The sequence below is a fragment of the Ectothiorhodospira mobilis genome (assembly GCF_900114895.1).
Lineage (GTDB): Bacteria > Pseudomonadota > Gammaproteobacteria > Ectothiorhodospirales > Ectothiorhodospiraceae > Ectothiorhodospira > Ectothiorhodospira mobilis_A.
In genome coordinates this window covers 1-15,600 of record NZ_FOUO01000021.1, presented here as the reverse complement: position 1 = coordinate 15,600, position 15,600 = coordinate 1, and the positions used below count along the sequence as shown (strand labels likewise).

The following is a 15,600-nucleotide window of genomic DNA, read 5'->3' as shown; positions in this document are numbered from 1 at the left end:
GGAAATCATGTCCACTCAGCCCAGCAAGAACCTAGACACCTTCGAAAACCCCAACAGGGCGCGGGATTATACCATCCGTATCCGCATCCCGGAGTTCACCTGTCTCTGCCCCAAGACCGGCCAACCGGACTTCGCCGAGCTACTGCTGGAATACGTGCCCGACGCGCGCTGCGTGGAGCTGAAATCCCTCAAGACCTATATCTGGTCCTTCCGCGAGGAGGGAGGCTTCCACGAGGCGATGACCAACCGCATCCTGGGGGATCTGGTGGCGGCCACCGCGCCCCGCTTCATGCGCCTGACGGCGGAATTCAATGTCCGCGGCGGGATTTACACCACCGTGGTGGCCGAGCACCGGGATCCCGCCTGGGAGGCCCCCCGGCCGGTGTCCCTGCCCTGAGGGCATCACCGCCGCCTGCCGCCGCTTAAGGGTGGCGGCGCGGGAACCGGGCCCAGGCCATTACGCCCCGGGCCCGGAAGCGGGCAGCGGACCCTCCTCCGCCCCGGCCTGCTGCCGGTGCCACAGGCGGGCATAGAGCCCACCGGCCGTCAGCAGGTCCTCGTGCCTTCCCTGCTCCACCACCCGCCCCTGCTCCAGCACCAGGATGTTGTCCGCATCCCGGATGGTGGAGAGGCGGTGAGCGATGGCCAGGGTGGTGCGCTGCGCGGCCACCTCCGAGAGCGCCTCCAGGATGGAGCGCTCCGCCTGGGAGTCCAGGGAGGAGGTGGCCTCGTCCAGCACCAGCAGGGGCGGGTCCTTGAGCAACACCCGGGCGATGGCGATGCGCTGCTTCTCGCCCCCGGAGAGCTTCAGGCCCCGTTCCCCCACCAGGGTGTCATACCCCTCCGGCAAGGACTGGATGAACCCCTCCAGATGGGCCAGACGGGCGGCCCGGTGCACCGCCTCGGGGGTGGCATCCGGGCGGCCGTAGGCGATGTTGTAATAGATGGTGTCGTTGAACAGTACCGTGTCCTGGGGCACCACCCCCATGGCGGCCCGCAGACTGTCCTGGGTGAGATCGCGGATGTCCTCGCCGTCCACGCGGATGCAACCGGCGTCCACATCGTAGAAGCGGAACAGCAGCCGGGCGATGGTGGACTTGCCCGCGCCGCTGGGGCCGACGATGGCCAACTTGCCCCCGGGGGGCACGGTGAAGCTCACCTCCTTCAGGATGGGCCGCTGGGGCCCGTAGGCGAAGGACACCCCCTCGAAGCGCACCTCGCCCCCCCGGGGCCGCAGCGCCTTGGCCCCCGGCCGGTCCACCACCCGTGGGGGCACCTCCGTGAGCCGGAACAGGCGTTCGATGTTGATCAGGGCCTCACGGATCTCCCGGTAGACGAAGCCGAGGAAGTTCAGGGGGATGAAGAGCTGGATCATGTAGGCGTTGACCATCACCAGATCCCCCACGCTCATGCTGCCGCCGGCCACCCGGTCCGAGGCCATGAACATCATGACGGTGATGGCCCCGGCGATGATGAAGGCCTGTCCGGAGTTCAGGGCCGCCAGGGAGAGGCGGTTGTTCATGCGCGCCGTCTCCCATTCCTCCAGGTCCCGGTCATAGCGGCGGGCCTCGAAGGCCTCGTTGCCGAAGTATTTCACCGTCTCGTAGTTGAGCAGGCTGTCCACGGCACGGGTGTTGGAGCGGTTGTCCAGGCGGTTGGCCTGGCGCACGAAGCGGTTGCGCCATTCCGTCACCAGCACGGAGAACAAAGCGTAGAGCGCCACGGCCGCCACCACCGCCAGGCCGAAGGCGGGGCTCAGGGTGACGAACAGGATCCCCGCCACCAGCACGATCTCCAGCACCGTGGGCAGGATGTTGAACAGGGTGAAACGCAGCAGGAAGCGGATGCCCGTGGTGCCGCGTTCGATATCCCGGGCCAGGCCGCCGGTGCGCCGCTCCAGATGGAAGCCCAGGTCCATGCGGTGCAGGTGCTCGAAGACCCGCAGCGAGACGCGGCGCATGGCCCGCTCCGCCACCCGGGCGAAGACGGCGTCCCGCAACTCGGAGAACAGTACCGTGGAGAACCGCAGCAGGCCATAGCCCAGCAGCAGGGCCACGGGCACCACCATGGCCGCCTGCTCGGGCCCCGCCTCGAAGTGATCCACGATGTACTTCAGGGCCACGGGCACCAGTACATTGGCCCCCTTGGCCAGGGCCAGCAGCACCAGGGCCGCGATCACCCGGCCGCGAAACTCCATCAGGTAGGGCCACAGGCTCAGGAGGATGCGCCAGTTCACCGGCTGGTCCGAATAGGCGTAGTCGGAACGGTGTTTCACGATATACGTCCGCGATGAAACGAAAGAACGGGTCTCCGGGTATCTTCACCCGGCACGAAAACGAGGGGGGATTCTACCGCATGAACACATAAGTAAAGATTGAAAAAATATAATAAACGACCCTCCCCCCGAACAATCATTCCAGGGGTTGGAATACGGATAGAATCTGAATACCGGTTGTCTGATGGGGTGCAACACAATACTCTTTGGTTTTCCTTTCTCGCCAACGGAAACACGCATGACCTTCAGCCTGCATCAACACGGCATCCACGTGGCCCGGGTGCTGCGCAACCCCGCCCCGGCAGTCCTCTACGAGGAGGCCCTGGCCCACCACGAGCACGGTACGGCCCTGTCCTCCACCGGTGCCCTCATCGCCCGCTCCGGGGACAAGACCGGCCGCAGCCCCAAGGACAAGCGGGTGGTGGAGCACGAGCACATCAACGGCGACATCTGGTGGGGCCCGGTGAACACCGGGCTGTCCCCCGAAAGCTTCCAGGCCCTGCGCCAGCAGGCCGTCGATCATCTCAACACCTGCGCCCGGCTCTACGTGGTGGACGGCTTCGCCGGCTGGGACCCGCGCTACCGGGTGCGCATCCGGGTCATCTGCGAGCGGGCCTATCACGCCCTGTTCATGCACAACATGCTCATCCGCCCCAGCGCGGAGGAACTGGAGCAGTTCGGCGAGCCGGACTACGTGCTCTACAACGCCGGCCGCGCCTCGGCCCGCACCGACCTCCCCGGGGTCCACAACCCCACCAGCGTGAGCCTGTGCTTCCTGCGGGGCGAGATGGTGATCCTGGGCACGGAATACGCCGGCGAGATGAAGAAGGGCGTGTTCACCCTCATGAACTACATCATGCCCCGGCAGGACGTGCTCTCCATGCACTGCTCCGCCAACGAGGGGGAGGACGGGGATGTCTCCATCTTCTTCGGCCTCTCCGGCACGGGTAAGACCACCCTTTCCGCGGATCCCCGCCGCCGCCTGATCGGCGACGACGAACACTGCTGGAGCGACCGGGGCGTCTTCAACATCGAGGGCGGCTGCTACGCCAAGGTGGTGGACCTGGACCCGGAGGCGGAACCGGAGATCCACGACGCCATCCGCTTCGGCGCGATCCTGGAGAACGTGGTCTTCGATCCCCGCACGCGGGAGGTGGACTACAGCGACACCTCCATCACCGAGAACACCCGCTGCTCCTATCCGGTGGAGCACATCCCCAACGCCAAGATCCCCTGCACGGGGGGACAGCCCAAGAACGTGATCTTTCTCACCTGCGACGCCTTCAGCGTGCTGCCGCCGGTGAGCCGCCTCACCCCCGCCCAGGCCATGTACCATTTCATCAGCGGCTATACCGCCAAGGTGGCAGGGACCGAGGTGGGGGTCACCGAGCCCCAGGCCACCTTCTCCGCCTGCTTCGGGGCCCCGTTTCTGGTGTGGCACCCCACCCGCTACGCCCAGCTGCTGGCGGAGCGCATCCGCCGGCACGACGTGCAGGTGTGGCTGGTGAACACGGGCTGGAGCGGCGGGCCCTACGGCGTGGGCCGGCGCATGCCCATCGCCCATACCCGGGCCATCATCGATGCCATCCATGGCGGCGAACTGGCCTCGGCCCCCACGGTGGAGGACCCGGTATTCGGCGTGCAGGTGCCCACCCGCTGCCCGGGGGTGCCCGAGGAGACCCTCATCCCGGCCAATACCTGGTCCGATGCGGCCGCCTACCGGGAGACGGCCGCGCGCCTGGCCCGGCTGTTCCACGAGAACTTCGAGGCCTATGCCGATCAGGCCAGTCCCGAGGTGCTGGCCGCGGCCCCGCGCGTCCCCGAAGACTGAGGACAACGGCCCCGCCCCCGCCGCAGCAGGCGGGGTGCGGGCCTCAATCGGCCTGGGGCCGCATGTGGGGGAAGAGCAGCACGTCCCGGATGGAGGCCGAGTCGGTGAACAGCATCACCAGACGGTCGATGCCGATGCCCTCCCCCGCCGTGGGCGGCATGCCGTGCTCCAGGGCCCGCAGGTAGTCGGCGTCGAAGTGCATGGCCTCGTCGTCGCCGGCCTCCTTCTCCTGCACCTGCCGGCGGAAGCGTTCCGCCTGATCCTCGTAGTCGTTCAGCTCCGAGAAGCCGTTGGCGATCTCCCGCCCCCCCACGAAGAACTCGAAACGGTCGGTGACGAAGGGATCGGCGTCGTTGCGCCGGGCCAGGGGGGAGACCTCCGTGGGATAGGCGGTGATGAAGGTGGGATCCGTCAGCCGCGACTCCACCGTCTTCTCGAAGATCTCGATCCACACCTTGCCCAGGCCGTAGCCGTCCTTCAGGGGGATACACCGGGCCTCGGCGGCGGCCCGGGCCCGTTGCGGGTCCTCCAGGTCGGCGGCGGTAAGATCCGGGTTATGGCGCAGGATGGCCTCCTTCACGGTGAGGCGCTCGAAGGGCCTGCCGAAGTCGTAGGTCTCCCCCTGATAGTGCACCGTGGTGGAGCCCAGCACGTCCCGGGTGAGGGTGCGCAGCAGGTCCTCGGTGAGGTCCATCAGTTCGTGATGGGTGACATAGGCCTCGTAGAACTCCAGCATGGTGAACTCGGGGTTGTGCCGCGTGGACAGCCCCTCGTTGCGGAAGTTGCGGTTGATCTCGTAGACCTTCTCGAAGCCCCCCACCACCAGGCGCTTGAGATACAGCTCCGGGGCAATACGCAAAAAGAGCTGCATGTCCAGGGCGTTGTGGTGGGTGGTGAAGGGCCGGGCCGTGGCCCCGCCGGGGATGGCCTGCATCATGGGGGTCTCCACCTCGAGAAAGCCCCGGGCGTTGAGGTAGTCCCGAATGCCCTGGATGATGCGGGTGCGGATGCGAAACACTTCCCGCACCGGCTCGTTCATGATCAGGTCCACATAGCGCTGGCGGTAGCGGGTCTCGGTGTCCGCGAGCCCGTGGAACTTCTCCGGCAACGGGCGCACGGACTTGGTGAGCAGGCGCAGGGTGTCCACCTGCACCGAGAGCTCGCCGGTCTTGGTGCGGAACAGGGTCCCCTCGGCACCGAGGATATCCCCCACGTCCCAGCCCTTGAACTCCTGATAGCGCCCTTCCGGCAGGGCGTCCCGCTGCACGAAGAGCTGGATGCGCCCGGACATGTCCAGGAGCTGGGCGAAACTGGCCTTGCCCATGACCCGCTTGGCCATCATGCGTCCGGCCACGGCCACGCGCACGGGCTCGTTCTCGAAGAAGGCCGCGTCCCGCTCGCCGTACTCGGCGTGGAGTTCGCCGGCCATGACATTGCGGCGGAAATCGTTGGGGAAGGCGGTCCCCGTCTCCCGCAGCCGCTGCAGCTTGTCGCGGCGCTGGGCGATGAGCTTGTTCTCGTCCTGGGTCGGGTCGGTCATGGGCTGGCTTGCCAATTCGTGTCGGGGAACGGGGTTGCGTCGTCCCGGGGCCGGGGGAACCGGCCCCGGAGTGCGTTACAGGCCGCTTTTCAGGCTGGCCTCGATGAAGGCATCCAGGTCGCCGTCCAGCACCGCCTGGGTGTTGCCCACCTCCACGCCAGTGCGCAGGTCCTTGATGCGGGACTGGTCCAGCACGTAGGAGCGGATCTGGCTGCCCCAGCCGATATCCGCCTTGCTGTCCTCCATGGCCTGCTTCTCGGCGTTGCGTTTCTGCAGCTCCAGCTCGTAGAGCTTGGCGCGGAGCTGGTTCATGGCGAAGTCCTTGTTCTTGTGCTGCGAGCGTCCGTTCTGGCAGGCGGTGACCACCCCCGTGGGCAGGTGGGTGATGCGCACGGCGGACTCGGTGCGGTTCACGTGCTGACCGCCGGCGCCGCTGGCGCGGTAGACGTCGATGCGCAGGTCCGCCGGGTTGATCTCGATGTCGATGTCGTCGCTCACCTCGGGGGAGACGAAGACCGAGGTGAAGGAGGTGTGGCGGCGGTTGCCGGAGTCAAAGGGGGACTTGCGCACCAGGCGGTGCACCCCGGTCTCGGTGCGCAGCCAGCCGAAGGCATAGGGGCCGTCGAAGCGCACCGTGGCGCTCTTGATACCGGCCACCTCCCCGTCGGAGACCTCCATGAGCTCGGTGGTAAAGCCGTGGCGCTCGCCCCAGCGCAGGTACATGCGCAGCAGCATCTCCGCCCAGTCCTGGGCCTCGGTGCCGCCGGAACCGGCCTGGATCTCCAAAAAGGCGGGACGCTCGTCCATCTCCCCGGAGAACATGCGCTGGAACTCCAGTTCCGCCACGGTGGCCTCGTAGCGCTCCAGGTCCGTGCGCACGGATTCGGCGGTGTCCTCGTCCGCTTCCGCCTGGGCCATCTCCAGCAGCTCCAGGGCATCGTCCAGGCCGCCGCCGATGCGCTCCAGGTTGTGCACGATCCCCTCCAGGTGGGCCCGCTCCTTGCCCAGGGCCTGGGCCTTCTCCGGGTCGTTCCAGACGTCGGGATCCTCTAGTTCGCGGTTGACCTCTTCCAGGCGCTCGCGCTTGGTATCGAAGTCAAAGATACCCCCTCAGGGCGTCCACACGCCCTTGCAGGTCTTTGATCTGGGCAAACAACGGGTTCAGTTCCTGCATGGATGGCCCTTCCCACGATGGTCTTTCGGAAAACCGGGAAGTGTACCACGAACAGGGCAACAGGACCGCGCCCGTGGGCGGGCGCGGGGAGCGGAAGAGGGGACCCCGGGACCGTCAGCGGATGTAGTCGAACAGCGACAGCCGGGCCACCTGGGTGTAGGACTGCTGCGCGGCCTGCAGGCTCACCTGCTGCAGATTGAAGCGGCTGATGGCCTCGGCGTAGTCCAGGTCACGGATCTCGGAGAGGGTGGTCTCCATCTGCAGGATCTGCCCCTCGTGCAGCCCGTCCTGGGATTCCAGGGCGTTGAGCCGGGCACCGACGGTGGCGCGCACGTCCAGGACGTGCTCCAGGGCGCCGTCCAGCTCCGTCAGGCCCCGGTTGATGGCGTTGTTCACCGGGGCGGTGGTGTCCCCGCTGCCCTTCTCCAGGGCGGAGATCATGCGATCCAGGCCCTGGAACAGGGTCTGTTCCTGGGAGGCCCGGATCTCAAAGGAATCCCCCGCATCCGGCCGCCCCTGGACCTGGAGCTGGATGCCGTTGAACTCGATGGTCTGGCCACTCTCGAAGGATGCCGGCCCGGTCACCACAGTGCCGCCATTATCCAGGACCTGATACTCCTCCGAACTCAGGAATTCCAGGGTGAACGGTCCTCCGGCGCCACCGTTCCATGCGGCCTGGTCCACCACCTGGCCGGTACCGGCCACGCCCGAACCGCTGTTACCGGCATCCGGGATCACGGTGAACGCCCCGTTGCCGTCCAGGATACCCCCGAAGACAGCACTGCCCGCATCCCCCACGGCGATACGGCGCACGGGGCTGATGTCCACCTCGCGTGCGCCATCGTCCCCTTGATAGACGATCTGCCCCGTGGCATCGGCGACGAAGGGCCGGGTCTCGGAGCGGTATCCCGCGAACAGGTATTCCCCGTTGGCGTCCCGGGTGTTGGCCAGGTCCACGAGGCCGTCCAGGACCTGGCGCATCTCCTCCGCCAGATACCCCCGAGTCTCGTCGGTCTGGGAGGCGTTGTTGGCCTGTACCGCCAGGGCACGGATGCGCTGCAGGCCGTCCCCCACCCCCGCCAGGGTGGTCTCGGTAAGGCGCAGGCGGCGTTCGGCCAGTTGGCCATTCCTCTGGTACTGCTCCGTCTGCTTTACGCGGCTCTCGAACTGCAGGGTCTGCACACTGCCGCTGGGGTCATCGGAGGGGGCGAGGATGCGGCGGCCCGTGGCCAGCTGGTTCTGGGTGCGGGCGATCTCCGCCTGCTGGCGCTGCATCACATCGACGCCGTTCTGGAAGATCTGGCTGGTGGATATACGCATGGCCTATCGCCTCACTGCACCGATGAGAGTGTCGAACAGGGTGTTGGTGATGCTGATGATCTGGGCGGAGGCCTGGTAGGCCTGCTGGTAGCGCAGCAGGTTGGCGGCCTCCTCGTCCAGGTTCACCCCGGAAACGCTGTCCCGCTGGGCCTGGGCATCGGCCAGGAGCTGGGACTGGGCGTTGGCGGCCACCTCGGCCTGGCGGGTCTGGGTGCCCACCTTGCCCACGAGGCTGTTGTAGGCCCCCTCCAGGGAGGTGCTGCCGTCATCCAGGTACTGGGTGCTCTGCACGTTGGACAGACCCAGGGCGTTGCGGTTGTCCCCCACGCCGAAGTCCTCGTTGCGGGCAATGCGCACCTCGCCATCCGCCGGCTGGTCGCCGCGCACGATGATCTCCACACCGTTTTGCTCGGCGCGCCAGACCCCATCGGACATCTCGGAAAAGTCCGCCTGATTGAAGACGATCTCCCCAGGGGCCGCGCCACCCCAGTTGGCCCAGCTCTGGTAGCCGGCGGGATCCACCACCGACAGGGACTCCACCTCCGTGCCCTCGGGCACCGTGGGGATCATGGCCGCCGCCGCGGCCACCTTCTCCGGATCGCGGATGTCCACGCCGATCTGGCTGGCGGCATCCCGGGTGGGCCGGATGACGAAGCTGTCCCCCGCCGATCCGCCGGCTGGGGTGATGATCTCCAGTCCGGCCGCGTTGATGGTCCCGCCGGCAGCGGCGCTGGCCAGCACGGAACCGTCCGGTTCCGTGCGCAGCTGCCACTCGCTGGCCCCGTCGTCCCAGCTGAGCCGGTAGTCGTCGCTCGTCAGTTCAGCCAGGTTCGCCCGGTCGAACTCCACCGCGGGCTCGGTTGCCGTGGTGCCGCTGGTGGCCAGCACCTCCGGCGTGGGCACGTCGAAGAATGCCCCGCCGGGCTCGCCGTTGCGGTCCAGGCCCGCCTGATGCTGGTTGTTGAAGGCCACGGCCATGCCCACGGCGGCCCGGCCCAGTTCGCCACGGGCCTCGTCCAGCACGGAGCTGCGCAGCTCCAGCAGCCCCCCCAGGCGGCCGCCGGTGATGAGTCGGGTCACGTCCATGCCGTCTTCGCCGCCGAAACGCACCTCCCGGGGCAGGCCCGGCTGGGGGGAGACATCCGCCAGGGCCTGGGCCTTCTGCCCCAGGACGATGCCCTGGCCGTTGCCGATGAAGACGTTGAGGGCGCCGTTGTCCTGTTCCACGGTCTGCACGTCCACGAAGCGGGACAGTTCCAGCACCGCCTGGTCCCGCTGATCCAGCAGGTCGTTGGGGGGCTGGCCGCGGCCCTCGGCAGCGATGATCTGCTGGTTGAGGCGGGCGATGCTCTCGGCGTGGGCGTTGACCTCCTCGATGGCGGTGCCGATCTGGCCGTTGACCACCGCCTGTTGTTCACTCAGGCGCCGGTCCAGGAAACGGAAGCGGTCCACCAGGGACTCGGCCTCGGAGATGAGCACCGTACGGTCGGCGCTGGCGGTGGGGTCGTCGGCCACCTGCTGCACGGCGGAGAAGAAGTCCTGCATGCCGGGGGCCAGGCCGGCGTCCGGGTCCGCCAGCAGATCATCCACCCGGCCCAGGTATTCGTGGCGGGTGCTGTAGTAGGCCTCGGCGGTGGTGTTGTTGCGCAGCTGGGTCTGCAGGAACTGGTCGTACATGCGCCGTACCGTGGAGGTGTCCACCCCCTTGCCGATGTAGCCGGCGCCGCTGAACTGCCCGCCGCGGGACACCAGTTCCGCCCGCTGGCGGCTATAGCCCTCGGTGTTGACGTTGGCGATGTTATGCCCCGTGGTGTCCAGGGCCCGCTGGTTGGCATTGAGGGCCGAGGTGCCGATGCCGAAGAGTCCGGAACTCATGACGTCCTCCCGGCGGTGCACCGCCCCTTACGATGGATGATTGACGTGGACATGGTATGACCTCCCTCAGGATATCGGCGGCGTCTGCCCGGACTTGAGCGACGCCAGGGTCTCGCCGAGCGTTCCCCGCTGCATGATGTTCAGGATCTTGTCGGCGTAGCGGGGATCGGTGGCGTAGCCCGCCTCCTGCAGCCCCCGGATGTAGCCCTCCGCGTCGCCGGCGGCCTCCAGGGCCTGCCGGTAACGTGGATTGCCCTGGATGAATGCCACATAGTCGTCGAAACCCTCCGCCAGGCCGTCGTAGGCGCGGAAGGCGGCGCGCTGGCGCTCCGGCAGGCCGTCCACATACTCCAGGGTGGACACGTTCACCCGCGGTCCGTCCCAGCGGGCATCGGCCTTGATGCCGAAGAGGTTGAAGCTGCTGCTGCCGTCGCCGTGGCGGATCACGTGCCGGCCCCAGCCGGTCTCCAGGCCCGACTGGGCCACCAGCACCTCCGGGGGCACCCCCAGTTCCCGCGCCGCTGCCTGGGCATGGGGCCAGACATCGCGGATGAATTCCTGCGGGGTCTCGGGCCGCCAGTGGGCATCGGTCCCCGATGCCGCCCCGGCCGGATCCGCCGCCGAGACCTCCCGGGCTGCCTCCGCGTCCCCCTCAGCCCCCTTCCCCGCCCGGGCCGCGTCCCGGGCCTGGATCGCCGCCTCGATGGCGGCCCGCAGGCTGGGCACGCGGTGATCGGGCATCTGCAGTTCCCGGTCACCGGCGACCCCGGCCTGGCCATCGTCACCGGGATTGCCGGCATCGGCCCCGGGGTGATGTCGGGAGAGTTCCCGCATCACCTGCTCCCGCAGGCCGATGCCCTCCCCCTGGGACATCTCCAGGGCGATCTGCTGATCGAACAGACCCTGGTACATGCGTGTCTGCTCGTTATTGAAGATCCCCTCGGCGGGGGCCGCCTGGCGCATGCTCTTGAGCATCATCTGGATGAACAGGGCCTCGAACTGACGCGCCACCTCATCGGCTGCCCCGGCCTCGTGCCGCTGGGCCCGGGCCCGCAGTTGCGTGAGCCCGGCCAGATCGGTGTAGTTGGTGCTGTCGGCGATGTACCCGTTCATACCGGTATCCTCCTCAGATGACCACCAGCTCGGCGTGCAGGGCCCCGGCCTCCCGCAGGGCCTCCAGGATGGACACCAGATCCCCCGGGGCGGCCCCCACCTCGTTCACGGCGCGCACGATCTCGTTGAGGCTGACCCCGGGGTCGAACAGGAACATGGGGGCATCCTCCTGGGTGACCTCGATGTCCGACTGCGGCGTGACCACCGTCTCCCCCTGCCCCAGGGGGGCGGGCTGGCTCACCTGCGGGCGCTCGGTGATGGTCACCGTGAGGCTGCCGTGGGAGACGGCGGCAGGACTCACCTGCACGTTGCTGCCGATGACCACGGTGCCGGTGCGGGAGTTGACGATGACCCGGGCCGGGGGATCGCCGGGTTCCACCCGCAGGTTCTCCAGCATGGAGATGAAGCCCACCCGCTGCCCCGGATCCTTGGGGGCGCTGACCCGCACGGAGGAGCCGTCCACTGGGTGGGCGGTGCCGGGCCCCAGAGCGTCGTTGATGGCCTGGCTCAGGCGGTTGGCGGTCGTAAAATCATACTGGTGCAGGTTCAGGGTGAGGTGATCCCCCTGGGCGAAACCGGAGGGCACGGACCGCTCCACCGTGGCGCCGTTGGGGATGCGCCCGACGCTGGGGACGTTCACCGTCACCTGGGAGCCGTCGGCGCCCTCCACACCCAGCCCGCCCACCAACAGATCCCCCTGGGCGATGGCATAGGTCTTGCCGTCGGCCCCCTTGAGGGGGGTCATGAGCAGGCTGCCGCCGCGTAGGCTGCCGGCGTTGCCGATGGAGGAGACGGTGACGTCGATGGTCTGTCCCGGCTTGGCAAACGGTGGCAGGTCGGCATGGATCATCACCGCCGCCACGTTGCGCAGCTGCGGGTTCACGTCCGGGGGCACGGTCACCCCCAATCGCCCGAGGATGTTCTTCAGGCTCTGCACGGTGAAGGGGGCCTGGGTGGTCTGGTCGCCGGTGCCGTCCAGGCCCACCACCAGGCCGTAGCCCACCAGCTGGTTACTGCGCACCCCGTCCACGGAGGCCAGGTCCTTGACCCGCTGGGCGGCGGAGGCCGGTCCCAGGGGCGTCAGCAGGACCATTGCCAGGAGGAAGACCGTGAGGATTCGAATCGGGTTCATGTCGGCGCTCCTAGAAGGGCCAGACGGGGCTGTTGAAGAAACGGGTGAGCCAGCCGGGGCTGTTGCTGTCCGCCAGGGTGCCCCGCCCGCCATAGGCCACCTGGGCGGCGGCCACCTGGGTGGAGAGGACGGTGTTGTCGGCGCGGATGTCCACCGGACGCACGATGCCCCGCAGGCGGATGTACTCCTCCCCCTGGTTGATCTGCAGCCACTTCTCCCCCTGCACCACCAGATTGCCGTTGGGCAGGACTTCCGAGACCATGACGCTGATGGAACCTTCCAGCTGGTTGCTCTGGGAGGCATCCGCCTCCCCCTCGAAACCCCTGGAGCCGTTGATGCGGGTGTCCAGCAAGGGCCGGCCGTCGTAGGTCACCCCGCGCCCCAGGAGGGTGGGCCCCTCCAGACCCACCTGGCTGTCCTTGCTGGTGGAGGTGCTGGAGGACTTGCTGGCCTGGGTGCTCTCCGCCAGGATCACCTGGAGGATGTCCCCCACCCGGTGGGCCTTGTAATCGGTGAACAGGCCATCGGCCGAGGCTGGCTGGAAGATGGCACCTTTGTTCTCCTCAGGGGGGAGCGGCTCGGGTGGCATGACGCTGGCGAACTCCGGGTCGTCGCCCCGTTCCACCGGCTGCAGGCTGGCGCAGCCGCCGGTGAGCAGAAACAGCCCCAGCAGGGCCGTCAGGCGGGTCCTGGAGGGCCCGCCGCTGAACGGAGTGTGTGCGATCGCCTGGATCTTCATGGTGCGGCCTCTTGCATCCCCCTGCGTGCGGCGTTTGCCGTTACAGGTTGTTGTTCAGGTACTGCATCATCTGGTCCGAGGAGGAGATGGCCTTGGAGTTGATCTCGTAGGCCCGCTGGGTCTCGATCATGTTCACCAGTTCCTCGGCGATGTTGACGTTGGAGCTCTCCAGGGCCCCCTGCATCAGCCGCCCCAGGCCGTCCTGCCCGGGATTGCCCTGCTGGGGGGCACCGCTGGCGGCGGTCTCCGCGTACAGGTTCTGCCCCAGGGGTTCCAGCCCGGCGGGGTTGACGAAATCCGCCAGCTGGATGTTGCCGATCTCCACCGGGGCGTCCTCCTCCCCCGCCACCGTGGCGCTGACGATGCCGTCCTCGCTGATGGAGATGCTCTTGGTGCCCTCGGGCACGAAGATGCCCGGCTGCAGCGGGTAGCCGTTGGACATGACCACCTGCCCCTCGGAGTTGAGCTGGAAGCTGCCGTCGCGGGTGTAGGCCACGTTGCCATCGGGGGTGAGGATCTCGAAGAACCCCCGACCCTGGATGGCCACGTCCAGGGAGTTGTCGGTCTGGATGTGGTTGCCCTGGGTGAAGATCTTCTCCGTGGCCACGGTGCGCACCCCCACACCCACCATGAGGCCGGTGGGGAGTTCGTTGTTCTGGGCCGCCTGGGCCCCGGGCTGGCGGATGTTCTGGTAGATGAGGTCCTCGAAGGAGGCGCGCCCCTTCTTGAAGGCCGTGGTGTTCACGTTGGCCAGGTTGTTGGACAGGGTGGCCATGCGCGTCTGCTGCGCGTCCAGCCCGGTCTTGGAGATCCACAATGCCTGATTCATGGTTTCATTCCTCCTCGGCGCCCGTGCCTCAGGACAGGCGCAGCAGTTGTGAGCCGGTGCGGGCCAGGTCATCCGCGGTCTTCATGAGCTTCACCTGGGTCTCGAAATTGCGGGCCAGTTCGATCATGTTCACCATGGCCTCCACGGTGCTGACGTTGCTGCCCTCCAGTACTCCCGAGGCCAGACGGACCTGCGCATCCGCCGGCTCCACCGCCCCATCGTCGCGGCGGAACAGGCCGTCCTCACCCCGTGAGATGGCCTCATTGTCCGGATTGACCAGCTTCACCCGGCCCACCTGGGCGAGGACATTGGGCTCCTGCCCCAGGGGACGCACACTGATGGTGCCGTCGCCGCCGATCTCGATCTTCTCGAAGGGGGGGATGGCGATGGGACCGTCATCCCCCAGCACCGGATACCCGTCGCCGGTGGTGAGCAGCCCCAGACTGTCCACCTTGAAATTACCGGCCCGGGTGTAGGCCTCGTTGCCGTCGGGACCCTGGACCGCGATCCAGCCATCCCCCTGCACCGCCACGTCCAGGCTGCGGCCGGTGGAGATCTGCGGACCATGGGTGAAGTCCGCCTCCGTGGCCTTGAGCTGCACGTAGTCCCGGCTGTCGTACACCGGTCCCCGCATGGGGTGGTTGACGAAGCTCTCCAGGCTCTGGCGGAAGGCGGTGGTGTTGGCGTTGGCCAGGTTGTGGGCGTTCACCTCCTGGGAATGCGCCGCCTCCCGGGCACCGGTCATGGCGATGTAGAGCATGCGGTCCATGGCGTTTCACCCCTTACCGGATGTTGATGATGGTCTGGGTGATGGTGTCGGCGGTACTGATCACCTGGGCGTTGGCCTGATAGTTGCGCTGTGCCGTGATCAGCTTCACCAGCTGCTCGGCGATGTCCACATTGGAGGCCTCGTAGGCCCCGCCCTGGATCAGACCGAAATTGGACTCGCCCGCCCGCCCCAGCAGGGGCTGGCCGGACTCGGCCGTCTCCACCCAGTTGGTGCCGCCCACGGGCTGCAGGCCCTGGGGATTGTCGAAGTTGGCCAGGGCCACCTGCCCCAGGGACCGGTTGGCCCCGTTGGTGAAGCGGGCGAACACCGTGCCGTCGGACTCCACGCTCACGTCCACCAGCTGGCCCGTGGCGTACCCGTCCTGTTCCAGTTCGGTGACGCTGAACTTGTCGCCGTACTGGGTGGAATCGCCGAAGTCCACGCTGATCTCACCGGCGGCATCCCCCAGGGTGGCCCCGTTGGGCAGGCCGGGATCGGTGATGGTCAGGGGGGTGCTGGCACCGGCATTCAGGGAGCCGTCCGTATTGAACTCCAGGTCGGCGGCCCCTACTTCACTGCCTTCCAAATAGGCCTTCACATGCCACTGCCGGGCATTCGGCGGATCCTGCCGCTGAAAGACCAGGGACAGGTCGTGCTCGGCCCCCAGGGAGTCATACACCGTCAGGGAGGTGGAGTCGTTATAGGTCTCCGGATCCGCCGGATCGATGTCCCCGGGCCCAAGAATGGTCCCTGCATCATCCGTAGGCGGCTCGGCGTCCGAATTCAGGTTCACCAGGGCATCGATGGCGGTGGTGGCCTTCGGGGCCGATTCCCCGGTAGTCAGCTGGATATCCTCGGGGGTGACGCCACCCTCGGTGGGATATCCCTGCAGGCGCTGACCGGCGGAAAGTCCTTTCCAATCCAGAGATGAGCCTGAAGGGGAGTGATGGGTGAGGCTGTTCAGGCGGCCGGGTTTTGGGCGTTGTTGATGGAACGAAACAGA

Annotated in this window: 13 protein-coding genes; 2 read left to right on the top strand and 11 right to left on the bottom strand. The window is 67.5% G+C overall.

Annotated features, from left to right (window positions below):
- Positions 1-7 precede the first annotated feature (7 nt).
- Complete coding sequence (queF, locus tag BM214_RS11545; RefSeq protein WP_090487374.1) at positions 8-397, top strand: preQ(1) synthase; 390 nt, start codon at positions 8-10, stop codon at positions 395-397.
- A 60-nt stretch (positions 398-457) separates the two neighbouring features.
- Here the strand turns inward: queF and BM214_RS11540 are convergent, their stop codons facing one another.
- The gene (locus tag BM214_RS11540) at positions 458-2,275 is read right to left on the bottom strand and encodes an ABCB family ABC transporter ATP-binding protein/permease (protein ID WP_238619526.1); all 1,818 of its coding nucleotides are present in this window, start codon (positions 2,273-2,275) and stop codon (positions 458-460) included.
- Between the two features lie 238 nt (positions 2,276-2,513).
- Here BM214_RS11540 and pckA point away from each other — a divergent pair, with 238 nt between their 5' ends.
- Positions 2,514-4,106, top strand: coding sequence for a phosphoenolpyruvate carboxykinase (ATP) (gene pckA / locus BM214_RS11535; RefSeq protein ID WP_090487371.1), 1,593 nt, complete (start codon positions 2,514-2,516; stop codon positions 4,104-4,106).
- Between the two features lie 43 nt (positions 4,107-4,149).
- Here pckA and lysS read toward each other — a convergent pair whose 3' ends face one another.
- The 10 genes from lysS to BM214_RS11485 form a co-directional block, all read right to left on the bottom strand.
- The gene (gene lysS / locus BM214_RS11530) at positions 4,150-5,646 is read right to left on the bottom strand and encodes a lysine--tRNA ligase (RefSeq protein ID WP_090487367.1); all 1,497 of its coding nucleotides are present in this window, start codon (positions 5,644-5,646) and stop codon (positions 4,150-4,152) included.
- Positions 5,647-5,721: 75 nt separating this feature from the next.
- Positions 5,722-6,820, bottom strand: a protein-coding gene (prfB, locus tag BM214_RS11525) for a peptide chain release factor 2 (RefSeq protein WP_143096395.1) whose coding sequence is annotated in 2 segments (ribosomal slippage) — positions 5,722-6,744 and positions 6,746-6,820 — 1,098 coding nt in all. Because the reading frame shifts where the segments join, the coding sequence is not laid out codon by codon here.
- Between the two features lie 114 nt (positions 6,821-6,934).
- Positions 6,935-8,140 (bottom strand): flagellar hook-associated protein FlgL, encoded by a 1,206-nt coding sequence (gene flgL / locus BM214_RS11520; RefSeq protein ID WP_090487361.1) that lies wholly within the window; start codon positions 8,138-8,140, stop codon positions 6,935-6,937.
- Positions 8,141-8,143: 3 nt separating this feature from the next.
- Positions 8,144-10,015: a flagellar hook-associated protein FlgK gene (flgK, locus tag BM214_RS11515; protein WP_090487357.1), complete on the bottom strand. Its 1,872-nt coding sequence runs from the start codon at positions 10,013-10,015 to the stop codon at positions 8,144-8,146.
- Positions 10,016-10,081: 66 nt separating this feature from the next.
- Positions 10,082-11,128: a flagellar assembly peptidoglycan hydrolase FlgJ gene (gene flgJ / locus BM214_RS11510; RefSeq protein ID WP_090487354.1), complete on the bottom strand. Its 1,047-nt coding sequence runs from the start codon at positions 11,126-11,128 to the stop codon at positions 10,082-10,084.
- A 13-nt stretch (positions 11,129-11,141) separates the two neighbouring features.
- Positions 11,142-12,221 (bottom strand): flagellar basal body P-ring protein FlgI, encoded by a 1,080-nt coding sequence (locus BM214_RS11505; protein ID WP_244887994.1) that lies wholly within the window; start codon positions 12,219-12,221, stop codon positions 11,142-11,144.
- Positions 12,222-12,270: 49 nt separating this feature from the next.
- On the bottom strand, positions 12,271-12,999 hold the full coding sequence (gene flgH, locus BM214_RS11500) for a flagellar basal body L-ring protein FlgH (protein ID WP_090487349.1): 729 nt from the start codon (positions 12,997-12,999) through the stop codon (positions 12,271-12,273).
- A gap of 40 nt (positions 13,000-13,039) precedes the next feature.
- Positions 13,040-13,828, bottom strand: a complete 789-nt coding sequence (gene flgG / locus BM214_RS11495) for a flagellar basal-body rod protein FlgG (protein ID WP_090487346.1) — start codon at positions 13,826-13,828, stop codon at positions 13,040-13,042.
- 28 nt (positions 13,829-13,856) lie between these two features.
- Positions 13,857-14,597 (bottom strand): flagellar basal-body rod protein FlgF, encoded by a 741-nt coding sequence (flgF, locus tag BM214_RS11490; protein WP_090487343.1) that lies wholly within the window; start codon positions 14,595-14,597, stop codon positions 13,857-13,859.
- Positions 14,598-14,610: 13 nt separating this feature from the next.
- Positions 14,611-15,600: flagellar hook protein FlgE (locus BM214_RS11485; protein ID WP_143096394.1), on the bottom strand; the 990-nt coding region annotated here is incomplete at its 5' end.